This window comes from Streptomyces sp. NBC_01498, assembly GCF_036327775.1.
Classification (GTDB): domain Bacteria; phylum Actinomycetota; class Actinomycetes; order Streptomycetales; family Streptomycetaceae; genus Streptomyces.
Window position 1 is genome coordinate 174,913 of the sequence record NZ_CP109598.1, and the last position, 17,819, is coordinate 192,731.

A 17,819-nucleotide genomic window follows, 5' to 3' on the forward strand; every position below is an offset into this window, starting at 1 on the left:
TGACGCACACGCAGGCGCCTCCGCGCGCGGGGGCGCCTGCGTGTTCCGCCGGACGGCCTCCGTTCCCCCGCTCCCTTCCGCCCGCGATCGAGGAGACGCATCACCGTGCACCGCACCCTGAGACGCCTGATCACCGGGGTCCTGCTCGTGGCACTGCCAGCCCTGGGCAGTGTGGCCGTCGCGCCCGCCGCCCAGGCGCACCCGGACCACGAACACGCTCTGGACTGGTCGAACTACGAGAAGGTCACCCTCACCAAGGACACCGGCGAGCCGATCGACCTCGCCGTCCTGCCCGACAGCCGGGTCCTGCACACCGCCCGCAACGGCGACGTACGGCTCACCGACCCCGGTACGGGTGTCACGAAGGTCGTCAACCACGTCGACGTGTACCAGAACTCCGAGATGGGGTTGCAGACGGTCACGCTGGACCCGGACTTCGCCACCAACAAGTGGGTGTACCTCTACTACTCGCCGCCGCTGAACACCCCGGCGGGCTCCGCGCCGCAGACGCTGCCCGCCGGGCAGACCGACGCGTACTGGAAGCAGTGGGAGGGCTACGACACCCTGACCCGCTTCAAGTGGACCGGCGACAAGCTCGACCTCTCCACCGCCCAGGAGATCCTCCGCATCGACGTCAACCGCGGCCAGTGCTGCCATGTCGCGGGTGACGTGGACTTCGACAGCAAGGGCAACCTCTACCTCGCGACCGGTGGCAACACCCCGGCCTCGGGCCCGAACGTCAGCGGCTACACCCCGATCAACGACGCGCCCGGCTACAACCCCGGCCTCGACGAGCGCCGCGGCTCGGGCAGCACCAACGACCTGCGGGGCAAGATCCTGCGGATCAAGGTCCAGGAGGACGGCACCTACACCGTCCCGGAGGGGAACCTCTTCGCGCCGGGCACGGCCAAGACGCGTCCCGAGATCTTCGTGATGGGTCTGCGCAACCCGTTCCGGCTGGCGGTGGACCCGGCGACGGACGCCGTGATGTGGGGCGACTACGGCCCCGACGCCGGTACGGCCGACCCCAACCGGGGCCCGATGGGGTACGTCGAGTGGCAGACCACGACCAAGCCGCTGAACAGCGGCTGGCCGTACTGCACGGGTGACAACACCAAGCCCTACCGCGACTTCGACTTCGCGACCCTCACCCCCGGCCCCGCCTTCGACTGCGCCAAGCCGGTCAACGACTCCCGCTGGAACACCGGTCTGACCGAGCTGCCCGCGTCCACGCCCGCCACGCTCTGGTACGGCGACCGGGACACCGACCAGCCGTGGCCCGAGCTGACGGCCTTCCGGGGTCCCGGCGGCCCCGGCGGTCAGGCCCCGATGGGCGGCCCGGTCTACCACTACGACGCGGACAACCCGTCGCCGGGCAAGTTCCCGGAGTACTGGGACGGCAAGGCGTTCATGGCGGAGTTCTCGCAGGACTACGTCGCCGCGCTCACCCTCGACGGCCCCGACGGCCCGGTGAGCAAGCTGGAGAACCTGCTGCCGAACAGCGAGCGCGACCAGAACGGCATCCCGCAGTGGGACAACCCGATGGACCTGGAGTTCGGTCCGGACGGCGCGCTCTACGTCCTCGACTACGGCGACGGCTTCTTCCGGCAGAACCCCGACGCGGGTCTCTACCGGATCGACTACGCCGAGGGCAACAAGGCGCCCACCGCCGTGATCAAGGCCGACAAGACGTCCGGCCAGGCCCCGTTGGCGGTCTCGTTCAGCGCGACCGGCTCCAGCGACCCGGAGAACGGCGAGCTGACCTACCAGTGGGACCTCGACGGCGACGGCACGTTCGACGCCACGGGCGCCACGGCCACGCGTACGTATCCGGACAACGGGCAGTTCCAGGCCCGGCTCAAGGTCACCGACCCGCAGGGCAAGTCAGGTCTGACGAGCCGTCAGATCACCGTGGGCAACACGGCGCCGACGATCCGGATCACCTCGCCGCCCAACGGCGGGTTCTTCAACTGGGGCGACGCCGTACCGTACGGCATCGCGGTCGAGGACCCGGAGGACGGCACCACCCCGGACTGCGCCAAGGCCGCCTGGACCTTCGGGCTCGGGCACAACCAGCACGGCCACCCGGTCAACAGCGGCACCGGCTGCACGGGCGGCGTCCTGACCCCGGCCGACGCGGGCCACGGCGACACCGAGAACGTCTTCGGCGTCCTCGGCATCACCTACACCGACAAGGGCGCGGGCGGCGTGCCGCCGGCGACCGGTGACGCCCAGGTGGTGCTCAACCCGGCGCTGATGCAGGCCGAGCACTACGACTCCGCGGAAGGTGTCACGGTCACCGACGACGCCACGGCGTCCGGCCAGCGCAAGCTGACCTCGTTCGACGCGGGCGACTGGATCGCGTACGACCCGGTGTCCTTCGCGGGCATCACCGGGGTCAAGACCCAGGCCGCCGGTGCGGGCACGCTGGCGCTGCGCTGGGGCGCGGCCGACGCGGAGCCGTTCGCCACGGTCGAGATCCCGGCGGGCGAGGGCTGGCGGACCGTCACCACCGCGCTGGGGAACGCCCCTTCGGGCACCGGCGAGGTCTTCGTCACCTCCTCCGGGGGTGTCGAGCTGGACTCGCTGACCTTCCAGGGGGCGGGTATCGCGGACAAGACCGCGCCCAGGGCCACCGCCACGCTGAACCCGCCCCGCCCCAACGGTGACGAGGGCTGGTACACGGGCAACGTGTCGCTGACGGTCGCGGCCACCGACAACGGAACGGTGTCCAGCCGTCAGTACTCGATCGACGACGGCGCGACCTGGCTGTCGGCCACCAACGCGGTCACCCTGTCCCGCGAGGGCGCCACGACCGTCCGCTACCGGGCGACCGACAACGGCGGCAACGTCTCCGAGGTGGGCTCGCTCACCGTACGGATCGACCGCACCGGCCCCACGGTGACCACCTCCGGTCTGGACGACGGCAGTGTCCACGGGGACTCCCAGCGGCCGAAGCCGGTCTTCTCGGCGGCGGACACCGTCTCCGGCGGGGCGACCGCGACCGCGACGGTCGACGGCAAGGCGATCACCTCCGGCCAGACGCTGGAGCTGTGGCGGCTGCCGCTGGGCGCCCACGACCTGACGGTCCGGGCACGTGACCGGGCCGGCAACGTCACCACGAAGACGGTGGCCTTCACCACCCGTACCTCCTACGCGGACATCCGCGCGCTGGTCACCCAGCTGCGGGCCGACGGCCTGATCACGGCACAGGGACAGCAGCGGCTGACCGTACGGCTCGGCCAGGCCGAGGCGCACGCCGAGGCGGGCCGCACCGCGCAGGCGGCGGCGGTACTGGAGTCCTTCGCCGGCTACACCACCGACACCGCCCTGGTGCCGGACGGCGCGGCGGGCGCGGCCCTGGCACGGGACGCGCGGGCGCTGAAGGGAGGCGCCACCACCGGCTGACGCCGGGACCTGACAGGGCTGCCCCGCTCTCACCGGCGGGGCAGTTCTGCGTCCGGGTCTCTTCGTACGGGACGGGCCCGGCGAACGGGTTCCGTCAAGAGGGCGGCAACTTTTTGCGTTCTGTGGAAAAGTTGCCGCACGCCCCCGGACAGTGGCTGGCACGGAGCGTCGTCCGCCGCCGGGACGGGGCCGTACGCACCCGGCCGGTGCCGGGTGCGTAGGCGGCGCGGGACCGGCCTCGTACCGGGTGGACCCGGCCGGCTCCGACAGCACCTCCAGGGGCCCGGGGAGGGCGCGGAGGGGCCTCGCGCCGGACCCGGCACGGAGCAGCCGCGCTCGCGCCGTCCCACGGCGTACGGGCCCCGCCGGGCCGCCCGGTGTCCGCACCGCCCGGTGCGCCTCCCGCACTCCCGTACTCCCGCAAGCCGACCGAAGGCGTCCAGAGGAAGTGAGTCCGTGAACATCCAGTACCGCGTGTTGAGTCTGCTGCGTGACAACGGGCCGCTGTCCCGCGCCGAGCTCGCGGCCCGGCTGGAGGTTCCCCGCCCGCGGCTGCTCGGCGAGCTCGACCGCATGGTCGCCGCCGGGCGCGTCGTCGAGGCGGGCCCCGCCGCGTCACGCGGCGGCCGGCGCTCCACCCTGGTCCGGCTCGACCCCGGACTGCGGTTCGGCGCCGTCGACCTGGGCGCCAGCTCCATCGACATCGAGATCACCGACGGCGCGCTCGCCCCGGTGGCCGCCTGCTCCGAGCCCGCCGACATCCGCTCCGGTCCGGTCGCCGTCCTCGGGCGGGTCAGCGAACTGCTGCGGGAGATGGCAGAGCAGGGGCACTTCACCCGGCTCGACGCCATCGGGATCGGTCTGCCGGGGCCGGTGAGTTTCCGGGAGGGCGTCCCGGTCTCGCCGCCGATCATGGTGGGCTGGAACCGTTTTCCGGTACGGGACACCCTGGCCCGCGAGCACGGCTGCCCGGTGGTGGTCGACAACGACGTCAACGTGATGTCGCTCGGGGAGCAGCACAGCGGGGTCGCCAGGACGGTGGACCATCTGCTGTTCGTGAAGATCGGCAGCGGGATCGGTTCCGGGATGCAGCACCACGGGCGGATCTACCGGGGCGCGGAGGGCTGCGCGGGGGACATCGGTCACGTCCAGGTGGAGGCCGAGTCGGACGGGCCGGTCTGCTCCTGCGGGAACACCGGCTGTCTGGAGGCGTACTTCGGCGGGGTGGCGCTGGCCAGGGACGCCACCGAGGCGGCGGCGTCGGGCCAGTCGCCGCCCCTCGCCGGGCGGCTCGCCGAGCGCGGGGTGCTGACCGCCCAGGACGTCGCGGAGTGCGCGGACGGCGGCGACAACGCGAGCGTCAACCTGATCCGGGCCGGCGGTCACCGGGTGGGGCAGGTGCTGGCGACGCTGGTGAGCTTCATGAATCCGTCGATGATCGTGATCGGCGGCGGACTGACCGGCCTCGGTTATCCGCTGCTCGCCGAGATCCGCAGCGTCGTGTACAAACGGTCGCTGCCGCTGGCCACCGGCAATCTGCCGATCGTCATGTCCGAGCTGGGCCCGCGCGCCGGTGTGGTGGGCGCGGCCCTGCTGGCGAGCGAACTCGCGTACGGCGAGGAGACCTGACCGTACCGCCGCGCACCCCCCTTTCCCGGCCGCTCCCCGGCCCCGGTCCGCCGGTGTGCCGTCCGCCCGGTGGCTCCCGGACGGTGGCTCCCGGATGGCGGAGGCGCGCCCCGCCGGTGACCATGACCGGAGCGGGGCGGGGTACACGCACGGTGAGCCCGTACGCGAGAGGGCCACCGGAGGAGGAGAGCCGACATGATCGAATCCGCGGACATCCGCGAATGGCGCACCCACACGGTCATCGACTCCGAGGGGCGCAAGATCGGCTCGCTGGAGGCGGTGTACGTCGACACCCGTACCGACGAGCCCGCCATGGCGACCGTACTGATGGGCATGCCGACCCGGCACCGTCTGGTCTTCGTCCCGCTCGCGGGCGCGGTCGTGGGCCCGGACTACGTGCGGGTGGCCTACCCGAAGGCCGCGGTGAAGGACGCGCCGTCGATGGGAACGGACGACGTGCTGCCCGCCGAGGACGAGAAGAGCGTCTTCGCCCACTACGACCTGCCGTACCAGCCGGGCCCGAGCGGCGAACGCCAGCTGGCCCGCCGCTGACGCCCCGGCCGCCATTGCCGCCGGGCCCCGCGCCTTCGCTAGGGCTGCTGCGCCTTCTCGGCCGTCACGAACGCCTTCACGGCCGTCGTGGCGGCCCGCTCCACCAGGTCGACGCCCTCGCGGTAGGTGCGCTGCCCGTCGGACAGGACCACGACGAGCAGGGTGTGGCCGCCGCGCTCGACCCGCCCGATGCTGTTGACGTCCCACTTGCCCGTGGCGCTGCGCGGCAGCCAGCCGTTCTTCAGCACGGGCGCGGCGGCGGACCCCGGACGGTCGTCGGCGGCGGATATCCCCCACCGCTGCTCGGGCACGACCGTGCTCATCAGGGATCGCACATGGGCGCGGGAGGACGCGGTGAGCGGGGAGTGGGCGTCGCCGAGAACGGCCTCCAGGAGCGTGGCCTGGTCGGCCGCCGTCGTACGGGTCAGTCCCCAGTGGCCGTCCGGGTCGCCGTGGGTGTCCTTCAGGCCGAGGCGCTTGTTGGCGGCGTCGAGGCCCCGGGTGCCGCCGAGGGCCTTCCAGAGGGCGTCCGTGGCGGCGTTGTCGCTGCGGCGGATCATCTGGGCGGCCTGCTTCTTCTGCGCCGCCGTGAGGGAGGTCCCGTGGTCCTGCGCCTTCAGCAGCAGGGACGCGAGGATGTCGACCTTGACGATGCTGGCCGTGTCGTAGGCGGCGCTGCCCGTGCCGTACGCCGCCGTGTGCCGGCCGTCGAGGTCGCGGACGGCGACCGTGTAGCGGCCGTCGCTGTGGGGAAGCTTGTCCAGCGCCTCGCGCACCGCCGTGCCGGGACCGGTCGGCGCGGTGCCGGCGCGGGCCGGGGCGGCGTCGGGCGCGTGGCCGGTGGCAAGCCCCGGCACCGTCACGGCGACGACGAGCGCCAGGGCCGGGACGGCGATACGGGGCAGCCTGCGATGAGGGAACACAAAACGGACATTAGGCAAGATGTGGTGCGGCGGGCAACGTGCCTCTTCTCACAGCGACGGCCGGTGCCCGGTCCGGCGGGCCGCCGGACCGGGCACCTGTGAGGCGGACTCTCAGCAGGTCAGATGCCGTCCCGGCGGGGTGCGCAGCACGCGGGTGAACTGCTGGTACAGCTCGACCCGGTGTTCCATCTGCGCGGGATTGCCGCCCTCGCACTCGGCGGAGCCGTTGAGGCTCCAGATCGTCTGCCCGAAGCCCTTCTTGTTCACCATGGCGTCGTGGCCGGTCATGGTGCCCGGCCCGGACTGGGTGTTCCAGTACCAGAGGGCGGTCATCCAGGCGACGGCCGGATCGGTCTCGACCAGCCACGGGTTGTTCAGCAGATCGAGGCCGAGCGCGTCACCCGCGGCCTTGTAGTTGAAGTTCCAGCTCAGCATGATCGCGCCGCGTCCGTAGTACGCGTCCCGCCCGGCCGGGCAGCCGTAGGGCTGGGTGTCGTCGCAGAAGATCGGATACATGTCCGGGTTCTGGTTCACCACGTAGAACAGCCCGCCGGTCTCGTGGCTGATGTTGGCGAGGAAGGCCGCGGCCTCCTGCTTGCGGGTCGTACGGCTCCCGGTCCTGGCGAACGCGGGGTACGCGGCGGTCGCCTCGACGAGCCCGTCGTACGTGAAGAACGGGTCCCGGTCCGGGAACATCCGCTCGAACTGTGCCTCAGCGACGACGAACCGGTTCCTGTCCGCCGCGCCGTGACCACCCCCGTCCGGCGCGCTCATGGCCGTCGCGGGCAGCGCCCCGACGAGCAGTCCGCAGACCATCAGCAGGGCGGCCATGACGGCCGTGGTGCCTCTTCTCAACACGGTTGCTTCACTCCTGAACGATGTGTGGGGACAGGCGTTCACGGGTACCGGCGCCCACCCTCAACTCCCTTCCGGAGAAGCCGGGTTGAGGCGCGGACACCACCGCGCAGAGGCTACGGGCGCCACCCCCTCCCCGGATAGGTCCATACCAATTCTTGGGACAACGGAGACCTGGGCCCCGGGGACCGGGGGCCGGATCGGACGGCGGACCGTGCCCCGGCGTCACGGAGCGCCCTCGCGTCCGTCCCGTGGGGCGAAGGTCGCGAGGGCGTCGGCGTCGGTCGCGCGCGCGTGGAGGAAGTAGTCGGCCCACTCGGTGATGCCGGGGCAGGACGAGTCCCGGCCGAGTCGGGCCGCCGCGGCGTCGAGGTCGAAGTGGGTGGTGCGCAGTTCGACACCCGGGCCCAGCAGGGCCCAGTGCGCTCCGCTCCGTCCGTAGGGCATGCCGACGCTGCCGGGGTTGACCACGAGCCGGCCGTGGGCGAGGCGGACGAACGGCATGTGGGTGTGGCCGCAGACCACGGTGCGGATACCGGTGTCGAGTCCGCCGAGGACGTCCTTCCAGCGGTCGAGGCGGGAGTCGACCAGGACGACCTCCTCGTCGTCGCGCGGGGTGGCGTGGCAGAACAGCACCCTGCCCAGGCCGCTCACGGGCAGCGTGAGCGTGCGCGGCAACGAGCCGAGCAGGTCGAGATGGTCCTCGCGGAGCTGCCCGGCCGCCCAGGGAGCGATCGGATCGGGGATCTCGTCGCGTTGGCCCCGGCGGTACTCGACGAGTTCGCGGTCGGCGTTCCCACCGATCCAGCCGACGCGGTCACCGAGCCCGGACAGCAGGTCGAGCACCTCGCCCGGCTGGGGTCCGGCGGCGATGTCACCCGTGAGGACGATGCGCTCGGCATCGGCCACGTCGGGTTCGGCGAGGACCGCCTCCAGGGCGGGCAGGACTCCGTGGATGTCGGACAGGACCGCTACTCGGTTCGGCATGGTCACCACTGTGGGCCGCGGGCGGGCCGTCGGTGGGGCCGTTCGCCGGGCGCGTAGTCCTCTCGGACAGGGCCCGGGGAAGGAACCCGCCGCAGGTCGGGGGCGGGGCCCGCGGCAGGATTCGCCGCGGGTCCGAGCGGGGCGCTCACCTCGCGGACAGGGCCTAAGCTCGGCCAATGGCAAAGTATTTCGACGTACACCCCGAGAACCCGCAGCGCCGCACCATCGCGAGCGTGGCCGAGAGCATCCGGTCCGGCGCGCTCATCGCGTATCCCACGGACTCCTGTTACGCGCTGGGCTGCCAGCTGGGCAGCCGGGACGGTATCGCGCGGATCCGTTCCGTGCGGGAGCTGGACGACCGGCACCACTTCACACTGGTCTGCCAGAACTTCGCGCAGCTCGGCCAGCTGGTGCAGATCGACAACGACGTGTTCCGCGCGATCAAGGCGGCGACACCCGGCAGTTACACGTTCATCCTCCCCGCGACCCGGGAGGTGCCGCGTCAGTTGCTGCACCCGAAGAAGAAGACCGTCGGGGTCCGGATCCCGGACCATGTCGTCGCCCAGGCGCTGCTCGCGGAGCTGGGCGAGCCGCTGCTCTCCAGCACGCTGCTGCTGCCCGACGAGCCGGAGCCGATGACCCAGGGGTGGGAGATCAAGGAACGGCTCGACCATGTGCTGGACGTCGTGGTCGACTCGGGCGACTGCGGCACGGAGCCGACGACGGTCATCGACTTCTCGGGCGGCGAGCCGGAGATCGTACGGCGCGGGGCGGGCGACCCGGCACGGTTCGAGTGACGGGGGGCCGGCCGGCGCGGGGGGCGGCGTACCGGGCGGGCCCGTGGGAGACGCACGTCACTCTCCGCCGCGGCGGCGGGTGTGTCACAGGGGCCCGGGGTGTCTCGTCCCAGGGGGTGTAACCGACGGACAACCCCGGAGGAGCACACCATGGAACCGCGACTCGACTTCTACGCCGTCCCGGCGGCCGGCCTGGCTCTCAAGCGCTTCATGACGGTCGGCGCGTCCTTCAAGGAGTCGTCGCTCCCGGCGGTCACCCGGGAGCTGGTGGCCCTGCGTGTCAGCCAGATCAACGGATGCGCCCCCTGTGTGGACATCCACACGAAGGAGCTGGCCGCGGCCGGCGAGACCCCGGCGCGGCTGAACCTGGTCGCGGTGTGGCGCGAGGCCACGGTCTTCGGCGCGGCCGAGCGCGCCGCGCTGGAGCTGGCCGAGCAGGGCACCCGGGTCGCGGACGCCGCCTCCGGGGTGGACGACGAGGTGTGGGCGGCGGCTGCCGCGCAGTACGACGAGGAGCAGCTGAGCACGCTGGTGCTGCTGGTCTCGTTCATGAACGCGGTGAATCGCGTGAACGTCATCACTCGCCGGCCGGCCGGGGCGGACGTGCCCGGTACGGTCCGTTGACGCGGCGGCGGGCGGCACCCGGGGAGGACGCCGACATGGACAGGACCGGGGACAACGCCGGGGACAGGACCGGGGACAGGGCCGGGGACAGGGCCTGGGACAAGGCCGGGGAGTTCGAGGAGCTGCGACCGCTGCTGTTCTCCGTCGCCTACCGGATCCTGGGCAGTGTGAGCGAGGCCGAGGACGCGGTGCAGGAGACCTGGCTGCGCTTCGACGGCACGACGACCCGGCCCACGTCGGCCAAGTCCTTCCTGTCGGCCGTGGTGACCCGGATCTCGATCGACGTGCTGCGTTCCGCGCGGGTACGGCGGGAGCGGTACGTGGGCCCGTGGTTCCCCGAGCCGCTGCTGGAGGACCCGTACCAGGACCCGGAGCGGGCGGTGGAGCTGGCCGACTCGGTGTCGATGGCGGCGCTGCTGTTGCTGGAGCGGCTCGGCCCGGCGGAGCGGGCGGTCTTCCTGATGCGGGAGGTGTTCGGCTTCGAGTTCGCCGAGATCGCGGCGGCGGTGGGGCGCTCGGAGGCGGCGTGCCGCCAGTTGCTGGTCCGGGGGCGGCGGCACATGGGGGCGGGGCGGCGGCGGTTCACGGCGGACCGCGAGGAGCGGCGGGAGCTGGCGGCCCGGTTCTTCGACGCGCTGACGGGCGGTGACCTCGACGGGCTGCGGTCGCTGCTGGCCGCCGATGTGCGGCTGGTCGGGGACAGCGGCGGGAAGGCGCCGCAGCTGGCCAGGACCGTCGTGGGCGCGGACAACGTGGCCCGGCTGCTCAGCGCGTTCTGTCCCCTGCTGATCCGGGTCGACGTGTCGTTCGAACCGCACGACGTCAACGGCCAGCCCGGCGCGATCTTCCGCGACCGGGACGGCAGGGTGCTCCAGACCCTGGTCCTCGACGTGCTCGACGGACGGATCCAGACCATCCGCACGGTGATCAACCCCGACAAGCTCGGCCATCTCGGACCGGTGGCCGACGCCTGGGCGGTCAGCCGCGCGATCAAGCGGGCCCGCCGGGAGACGGACTGATCTCGGGACGGACGGACTTTTCACTCGTGCGTGACAAAGTATTTACGGTCTCGACAGAAGTCTCTAGTCTTTCGCTCGGCGTCGACTTATTGCGTACATGACACACGCACCAACACGCCCCACCGCTCCCCAGCACGCCCTGTCGCGCCACGAACTGACAGAACGCCACGTCCGTGTCCGTCGCCAGCCTCCGTATCCGGATCGAAGGGCTCGTCCCGGCGGTCGACCCCGGCCAGGGACAAGGGTGTTCTTCCCGGTGCGCGAAGTGCCAGGAGGAAGAATGGATCATCGACCGAGCCATCGCCTGCGCAGATGTCTCCTGAGTCTGCTCACCGTCCCGCTCCTCGCCACCGGTCTCCTGTCGGGCCCGGCCGTCGCCGCCGAGCCCCCCGTCGGCGGCTCGGCCACCGGACCCGCCGTCCGTGAACTGCCGCCCCAGGAACCGGGAGTCACCCTGCGGGTCTTCGACGTGCAGGTGCCGCTGGAGAAGATCTGCGCCCTGAAGCCGGGGCAGACCCCGAACGTCGACCGGCTGATGCCGACCATCGACTGGTCCTCGACCGCGGACTTCGGCGGGATCGGCGACCACTTCGTCTCGCAGGTCATCGGCAACATCGACGTCCCGCAGGACGGTTCCTACGCCTTCCGGCTGACCAGCGACGACGGGTCGCGCCTGCTCATCGACGACCGGGTCGTCATCGACCACGACGGTCTGCACGGCGCGGACCCGAAGGACGGCACGGTCACCCTGACGGCCGGTCAGCACGCCCTGCGCATCGACCACTTCGACCGTACGGGCGGGCAGAACATCACCCTGGCCTGGCGGCCGCCGGGTGCCTCCGGCTTCACCGTCGTCCCGAACTCCGTGCTCAGCACGGACGCCGGTGTCGTCCGGGTGACCGCGCCGGGCCGCAAGGAGTGCGAGGGCGTCCGGGACTCCCCCGGCGACGGTCTGCCGCTGAACGGCGTGCACCCCGGCTACACCCTCACCGATCTGCGGCCGGCCGGTTTCCAGCCGCAGGTCACCGCGATGGACTGGCTGCCGGACGGTCGGCTGGCCGTCACCACCTGGGGCGGCACGGACAACGTGACCGGCGAGGTCTACCTCCTCAGCGGGGTCACGGGCAGCACCGGACCCGGCAAGGTCACGGCCGAGAAGGTGGCTCAGGGCCTGAAGGAGCCGCAGGGCATCGCGTACGTCGACGGTTCGCTGTACGTGTCGCAGAAGCACGAGCTGACGGAGCTTCAGGACACCGACGGGGACGACGTCACCGACACCTACCGGAAGGTCGCGACCTGGCCGCACGGCGGGAACTTCCACGAGTTCGCGTTCGGGCTGCTCTACCGGGACGGCTACTTCTATCTGAACCTGTCCGTCGCCATCAACCAGGGCGGCGCCACGACCAATCCCCAGCCCGCGCCGAACCGCGGCTCCTCCATCAAGGTCAACAAGGCCACCGGCGCGATCAGTTACGTGGCCGGTGGTCTGCGTACCCCCAACGGCATCGGCTGGGGCCCCGAGGGCGACGCCTTCGTGACCGACAACCAGGGCGGCTGGCTGCCCTCCTCGAAGCTCGTGCACATCAAGCAGGACCGCTTCTTCAACCACTACACCAACCCGGCGGGACCCTTCGACGCCGAGCCGGTCACCAAGCCGGTGCTGTGGCTGCCGCAGAACGAGATCGCCAACTCCCCCAGCACACCGCTGCTGTTGGACGACGGGCCGTTCGCCGGGCAGATGATCTTCGGTGATGTCACCTACGGCGGCATCCAGCGCGCGTACCTGGAGAAGGTCAAGGGCGAGTACCAGGGCGCCGTCTTCCGGATGACCCAGGGCCTGGAGGCGGGGGTCAACCGCATCAGCAGGGGCCCGGACGGCGCGATCTACGCGGGCGGGCTCGGCGCCGGCGGCAACTGGGGCCAGGAGGGCAAACTCTCCTACGGTCTCCAGAAGTTGACGCCGAACGGGAAGAACGCCTTCGACATCCTCGCGATGCGCGCGAAGGACGGCGGCTTCGAACTCGAGTACACCAAGCCGCTCTCCGCCGGGACCGTGGCCGAACTGGCCGACCGCTACGAGGTGAAGCAGTGGTCCTACGCGCCGACGCCCGACTACGGCGGGCCGAAGGTCGGCGAGAAGACGCTGGAGGTGACGTCGGCGACCGTGTCCGCGGACGGCAAGAAGGTCACCCTGGCGATCGACGGCCTGGAGTCCAACCGCGTGGTGCACATCCGCTCCCCCCGGCCGTTCAGCTCCACGGACGGCGAGACGCTGTGGAGCACCGAGGCGTGGTACACGCTCAACTCGCTTGTCGGTGACGAGCGGCCGAAGACGCTGTACGAGGCGGAGGAGGCCGCGCTGACGGGCGGCGCCGGTGTCGACACCGAGCACGCGGGCTACTCGGGCGGCGGGTTCGTCGACAACTACGGGACGCAGGGCGCCACCACCACGTTCGACGTGCTGACGACGCAGGCGGGCAAGTACGACGTCGGGCTGCGCTACGCCAACGGCCCGAACCCGTTCACCGGGAACAAGACGGTCAGCGTCTACGTCAACGGCCGCAAGATGAAACAGACGGTGCTGCCGAGCACCGGCCAGTGGAACAGCTGGGCGACGGTGACCGAGTCGCTGCCGCTGAGCCGGGGGGCCAACACCGTCGCCTACCGGTACGACGCGGGCGACACCGGCCATGTCAATCTCGACCTGATCACCGTCCATCCCGACGACAGCCGCATCACCCTGTTCGACGGGAAGGACCGGTCGGCGTGGCAGCACAACGACGGCTCCGCCGTCCGCTGGCCGTCGGCCGACGAGGGGTCGATGGAGGTCTGCTGCGGTGACATCCGTACCAAGCAGGCGTTCGGCGACTTCAAGCTCCACGTCGAGTTCCGGGTGCCGAAGCTGCCGCCGGAGGTGACCGGCCAGGACCGCGGGAACAGCGGTGTCTATCTCCAGGAGCGCTACGAGGTCCAGATCCTGGACTCGTTCGGGGTGGAGAAACTCGCGGACAACGAGGCGGCGGCGATCTACACCAAGAAGGCGGCGGACCTCAACGCCTCGACCGCGCCCGAGACATGGCAGACGTACGACATCACCTTCCGTGCCGCCCGCTTCGGCGCGGACGGGAAGAAGACCGAGGACGCGCGCGTCACGGTCGTCTGGAACGGTAGGACCGTGCACAACGACGTCGCGATCGACGGCCCGACCGGGGCGGGGGCGCCCGAGACCACGGCCACCGGGGCGATCCGGCTCCAGGACCACGGGAACAAGGTGCGTTACCGCAACATCTGGATCGAGCCCACGGCGTAGGCAGTGGCTCTCCCCGCCCCCGGCCGTCCTCACGGCCGGGGGCGGGGCCCGTCCCGCGGACCGCGCGGGAGATCCGCCGGGACCGGGCGGGAGATCCGCCGGCGCCGCCGCGCTACTCCGCGTAGACGCTCAGCCCGGACAACTGCCCGGCCGGCCAGCCGCTGTTGGCGGTGATCCGCACCCGTACGTGGCGGACGGCCGCCGCCGAGGCGAGGGTGACCGTCACCTTGTTGCCGCTCGCCGGGTCGAAGACCCGGGCGGCGGGGGCGCTGAGCGTCGTGAAGCTCGTCCCGTTGGTGGAACCGAGGACTTCGAGCGTCTGGGTACGGGCGCCCCAGGCCGGGTTCGGCGGCAGGGACAGCACGATCCGCCGTACGGGCAGGGCGGAGCCGAGGTCGACCTGGATCCACTGCGGGAAGGCGTTGTTGGCGCTCTCCCAGTAGCTGCCGGTGTCGGTGTCGACGGCGTTGCCGGGCCCGTAGTTCTGGGTCTGGCTGCTCGCGGTGGCCGCCCTGCCGAGCGCGAGGTCGCCGGCCGGCGGGTTGGGGCCGCCGCCACCCACGACGGGTGGTGTGGGGCGGGTCGGGGTCAGGGCGAGCTGGCCCTTCAGCATCCGCCCGCCGTCGCCGGTGAGCCGCAGATAGTAGTCCGCCGAGCAGGCCGTGCCGTCCTCGTCCAGCGCCCGGATGCCGGAGCCCACCGGCACGTGCGCGGCGGTCTCGGCCGTCTTGGCGATCTGGTTGCCCTCGTTGTACTCGTCGAACATCGAGATGTAGATGCCCTGCACGCCGATCCGGCACATGTTGTAGAACTGCCGCCACATGAAGTCGCCGTGCGCGCGGTGGCCCGACTGGAGGTCGCCCGGCAGGACACAGGGCTGGTAGTCGATGCCGTTGGCGTCGCAGTGCGCCTGGTCGGGGGTGTTGACGTTGGCGTAGAAGTTGTCGGCGCCCGCGACGTCCCCGATCCGGCCGACCATCCACGGCGAGAGCATGTCGAAGGCGAGGTACACGTCCATGTACCCGGGCCGCGAGTCCTCGATGCCGCGCCGCCAGTGCGTGGGCACCCCGCCCATCACGTAACAGCCCTGCTCCTTGAACCAGTTGACGACGTCCAGGCAGACGGCGGCCGACCAGGTCTTGTTGGGCTCGTTGAAGCCGAAGCCCCAGATGCCCACCACGGGCTTGCCGTTCTGCCGGGCGTAGGCCGGGGAGGCGGTGTGCGCCTTCATCTTGGCGAGCCAGTCCGCCTTCATCTCCGGCTGCATGTTCGTCCAGGCCGTGGCGTCGTACATGATGTAGAACTTGCGCCCGTACCTCTCGGCGGCGGAGCGCACCTTCACCGCCATGTCGTCACGGGTCGGGCCCTCGTTGCCGTTGGGGTTGAAGCGCTGGAGGGCGGCGGTGTCCAGGCTGTTCTGCCGCATCCACGAGAAGTGCGTGTCGACGGTCTGCTGGTCGTACGAGGAGAAGAGGGTGGCGGGCTGCCCGTTGCCGAGCGCGGGGTAGGCCGTCCGGTAGGTGTGCGTGTAGTCGCTTACGTCGGGCCAGCTGACGATCGCGGTGTTGCTCGGGGACGGTGACTGGCCCCAGTTCTGCGACCAGTGCCACCAGCCGTTGATGGGCGCTCCGTCGCCGGAACAGGCGAACCAGCCCTGGTAGCCGACGGTGATCTTGCCGACGACGTCTCCGGGTGGGGAGGCCGCCGCGTACGCGGTCCTGGTCTGGGCGGCCATGCCTGCCGCCGCTCCGGCGCCGGCTATCGCGGACGCGATGACGGTGCGTCTGGAAAGTGCCACGGGGTTCCTCGCAATCGGCTCTGCGTGTGGAGGTGCGGGGAAGAGCGGCATGCGGCGGCATGCGGAGTACGTGGTGCGTGGCGGCGGTGTGCGCGTCCCGGCGCACGGTGCGGCCCCCCACAACGTAGGGACATGACAGTCCACCGGCAAGACAGGCGACTGGAAATTATTGACCGATCCGCGTCATGATCCGACGATCGGAGCGAAATTCTGACCCAGAACCGGGTCCGAACGGACAGTTCGGGGAGTCCGGTGAGTTCCGTGGGCGGGGGTCAGGCGGGCCGGTGCGGACGTACGGCGAACGTACCGGCGTGGCGCAGCCGCATTTCTTCCAACGCGGCGCGGTGGCGGCGGAGTTGACGGGCCGACAGCAGGGTGAGCACGGGGAACGCGACGACGCCGGTGACGCTGGTCCACAGCGTGCTCTCGCCGGACTGCCCCAGCCAGAGCGCGGAGGTCAGATACGCGGCGGCCAGCACGGCCATGCCCGCGTACGCCCAGCGCACCCAGGCCAGCATCCCGGCCTGTTCCCGGGTCAGCGGATATCGGCTCGTCCCGGACTTCGGGAGGGTGGTAGCCATGTGCTGCGCCTACCCCCGAACGCCGCCCCTACCCCGCCGCGCCGCCCACCACACGTGTGCGAGAGGCGTGCCCGTCGAAAGTGGGCCGCGCCCCGCCCGTCCCGGTGATGGGATACGGGCATGGCACCTCAGGAACCGGACGTCGTGGACCGGGGGCGGTACGGCACGCCGGCGAATCCGTGGGACGACCCGCGCTGGCGGAGCGCCGCCCTGTCCTGGATCGAGAGCCGGCTGGCCGCACGGGGGTCCCGGCCGACGGGACCGCGCCGTGTACGGCTGCGACCGTGGTCCGTGCTGGTGCGGACGACCGTCGACGGTCGGGGCCCCGTGTGGTTCAAGGCCGCTCCGCCCGCCGGGGCCTTCGAGGCGGGGCTGACGGCGGCCCTGGCCGGCTGGGTCCCGGACCAAGTACTGGCACCACTGGCCGTCGACACCCGGCGCGGCTGGTCCCTGCTGCCCGACGGCGGCGCGCTGTTCCGGGACGTACGGGACGACGGTCCGCCCGGCCCGCGTGCCTGGGAGGAGCCGTTGCGCCAGTACGCCGAGACGCAGCGCGCCCTCGTCCCGTACGCCGCGAGGATCGGGGAACTCGGCGTACCGGACGGACGCGCGGGCGCGCTGCCGGGCCTGTTCGACCGGCTCGTCGAGGCGAACGGGGCGCTCGACGGGGCGGAGAAGGAGCGGCTGCGCGCCGCGCGGCCCCGGCTCGTGGAGTGGTGCGCCGAGCTCTCCGAGACCGGTATCGGGGACTCGCTGGACCATTCCGACCTGCACGACGGGCAGTTCTTCGCACCGAAGGAGGGGCGGTACACCTTCTTCGACTGGGGTGACGCGCTCGTCGGCCACCCGTTCAGCAGTCTGCTGGTTCCCCTGCGCACGGCCCGTGAGCGGTACGGCGCCGAGGTGCTGCCCCGGCTGCGTGACGCGTATCTGGAGCCGTGGACCGACGCCGGGCGCCGGACCCCGGTGGAGCTGCGGCGTGCGGTGGATCTCGCCTGCCGGCTCGCTGCGATCGGCCGGGCCCTCTCGTGGGGGCGGCTCTTCGCGGGACCGTCCGAGGGCGCGGCCGAGAGCGCGTACTGGCTGCGCGAACTCTTCGCCGAACCGCCGGTACCCGCCAGGAAAACCGGGTGACCGTGGCGGGCCGCGCGCCGTACGGTCGTCATGACATCGCGCGCCGCACCGGTGAGTGGGGCGTGTCCGTGGCCAGTGAGGGGAGACCGCCGTGCGTGAGCGCACCGCCGCCGTCGTCCCCCCGGCACGGTACGAGGTGATCCTGGTGTCTCCCGGCGCCCGGCGCCGGCTGCGCGGCCGGTACCGGATGTCCGTGACGAAC

General features: G+C 71.6%; 13 protein-coding genes. 8 read left to right on the plus strand and 5 right to left on the minus strand.

Translation table 11 applies throughout. The annotated features are described in order from the left end of the window. Window positions 1-105 precede the first annotated feature (105 nt). From OG875_RS00550 to OG875_RS00560, 3 genes are all read left to right on the plus strand, one after another. On the plus strand, window positions 106-3,408 hold the full coding sequence (locus tag OG875_RS00550; RefSeq protein WP_330172205.1) for a PQQ-dependent sugar dehydrogenase: 3,303 nt from the start codon (window positions 106-108) through the stop codon (window positions 3,406-3,408). 456 nt (window positions 3,409-3,864) lie between these two features. Next, window positions 3,865-5,037, plus strand: a complete 1,173-nt coding sequence (locus OG875_RS00555; RefSeq protein ID WP_330172206.1) for an ROK family transcriptional regulator — start codon at window positions 3,865-3,867, stop codon at window positions 5,035-5,037. A gap of 195 nt (window positions 5,038-5,232) precedes the next feature. After that, entirely contained in the window at window positions 5,233-5,589 is a 357-nt protein-coding gene (locus tag OG875_RS00560) for a PRC-barrel domain-containing protein (RefSeq protein ID WP_330172207.1), read from the plus strand. 38 nt (window positions 5,590-5,627) lie between these two features. Here the strand turns inward: OG875_RS00560 and OG875_RS00565 are convergent, their stop codons facing one another. The 3 genes from OG875_RS00565 to OG875_RS00575 form a co-directional block, all read right to left on the minus strand. Next, entirely contained in the window at window positions 5,628-6,512 is an 885-nt protein-coding gene (locus tag OG875_RS00565) for a serine hydrolase (RefSeq protein WP_330172208.1), read from the minus strand. A 111-nt stretch (window positions 6,513-6,623) separates the two neighbouring features. Next, on the minus strand, window positions 6,624-7,286 hold the full coding sequence (locus OG875_RS00570; protein WP_330177542.1) for a chitinase: 663 nt from the start codon (window positions 7,284-7,286) through the stop codon (window positions 6,624-6,626). Window positions 7,287-7,592: 306 nt separating this feature from the next. Beyond that, window positions 7,593-8,354 (minus strand): metallophosphoesterase family protein, encoded by a 762-nt coding sequence (locus OG875_RS00575; RefSeq protein WP_330172209.1) that lies wholly within the window; start codon window positions 8,352-8,354, stop codon window positions 7,593-7,595. 176 nt (window positions 8,355-8,530) lie between these two features. On the opposite strand from OG875_RS00575, the gene OG875_RS00580 reads away from it, so the two are divergent. The 4 genes from OG875_RS00580 to OG875_RS00595 all read left to right on the plus strand — a co-directional run bounded on the left by OG875_RS00580 (window position 8,531) and on the right by OG875_RS00595 (window position 14,104). Beyond that, a complete protein-coding gene (locus tag OG875_RS00580) occupies window positions 8,531-9,151 on the plus strand; it encodes an L-threonylcarbamoyladenylate synthase (RefSeq protein WP_330172210.1) in 621 nt (206 codons plus the stop codon). A gap of 150 nt (window positions 9,152-9,301) precedes the next feature. After that, the gene (locus OG875_RS00585; protein ID WP_330172211.1) at window positions 9,302-9,775 is read left to right on the plus strand and encodes a carboxymuconolactone decarboxylase family protein; all 474 of its coding nucleotides are present in this window, start codon (window positions 9,302-9,304) and stop codon (window positions 9,773-9,775) included. A gap of 35 nt (window positions 9,776-9,810) precedes the next feature. Next, on the plus strand, window positions 9,811-10,794 hold the full coding sequence (locus OG875_RS00590) for an RNA polymerase sigma-70 factor (protein WP_330172212.1): 984 nt from the start codon (window positions 9,811-9,813) through the stop codon (window positions 10,792-10,794). Between the two features lie 280 nt (window positions 10,795-11,074). Further along, window positions 11,075-14,104: a family 16 glycoside hydrolase gene (locus OG875_RS00595; RefSeq protein ID WP_330172213.1), complete on the plus strand. Its 3,030-nt coding sequence runs from the start codon at window positions 11,075-11,077 to the stop codon at window positions 14,102-14,104. 112 nt (window positions 14,105-14,216) lie between these two features. Here the strand turns inward: OG875_RS00595 and OG875_RS00600 are convergent, their stop codons facing one another. Both OG875_RS00600 and OG875_RS00605 read right to left on the minus strand, forming a co-directional pair. Continuing rightward, the gene (locus tag OG875_RS00600; RefSeq protein WP_443079031.1) at window positions 14,217-15,902 is read right to left on the minus strand and encodes a discoidin domain-containing protein; all 1,686 of its coding nucleotides are present in this window, start codon (window positions 15,900-15,902) and stop codon (window positions 14,217-14,219) included. A gap of 272 nt (window positions 15,903-16,174) precedes the next feature. Next, window positions 16,175-16,483, minus strand: a complete 309-nt coding sequence (locus tag OG875_RS00605) for a hypothetical protein (protein WP_330172214.1) — start codon at window positions 16,481-16,483, stop codon at window positions 16,175-16,177. Between the two features lie 120 nt (window positions 16,484-16,603). Between OG875_RS00605 and OG875_RS00610 the strand changes: the two genes are divergently transcribed. Then, a complete protein-coding gene (locus OG875_RS00610; protein ID WP_330172215.1) occupies window positions 16,604-17,617 on the plus strand; it encodes an aminoglycoside phosphotransferase family protein in 1,014 nt (337 codons plus the stop codon). Window positions 17,618-17,819 lie beyond the last annotated feature (202 nt).

Bases quoted from the DNA above. Each gene is read 5' to 3' on its own strand.
- OG875_RS00560 (WP_330172207.1), top strand. From the start codon at position 5,233: ATGATCGAATCCGCGGACATCCGCGAATGGCGCACCCACACGGTCATC.
- OG875_RS00610 (WP_330172215.1), top strand. From the start codon at position 16,604: ATGGCACCTCAGGAACCGGACGTCGTGGACCGGGGGCGGTACGGCACG.
- OG875_RS00595 (WP_330172213.1), top strand. From the start codon at position 11,075: ATGGATCATCGACCGAGCCATCGCCTGCGCAGATGTCTCCTGAGTCTG.
- OG875_RS00570 (WP_330177542.1), bottom strand. From the start codon at position 7,286: ATGAGCGCGCCGGACGGGGGTGGTCACGGCGCGGCGGACAGGAACCGG.
- OG875_RS00575 (WP_330172209.1), bottom strand. From the start codon at position 8,354: ATGCCGAACCGAGTAGCGGTCCTGTCCGACATCCACGGAGTCCTGCCC.
- OG875_RS00580 (WP_330172210.1), top strand. From the start codon at position 8,531: ATGGCAAAGTATTTCGACGTACACCCCGAGAACCCGCAGCGCCGCACC.
- OG875_RS00585 (WP_330172211.1), top strand. From the start codon at position 9,302: ATGGAACCGCGACTCGACTTCTACGCCGTCCCGGCGGCCGGCCTGGCT.
- OG875_RS00605 (WP_330172214.1), bottom strand. From the start codon at position 16,483: ATGGCTACCACCCTCCCGAAGTCCGGGACGAGCCGATATCCGCTGACC.
- OG875_RS00590 (WP_330172212.1), top strand. From the start codon at position 9,811: ATGGACAGGACCGGGGACAACGCCGGGGACAGGACCGGGGACAGGGCC.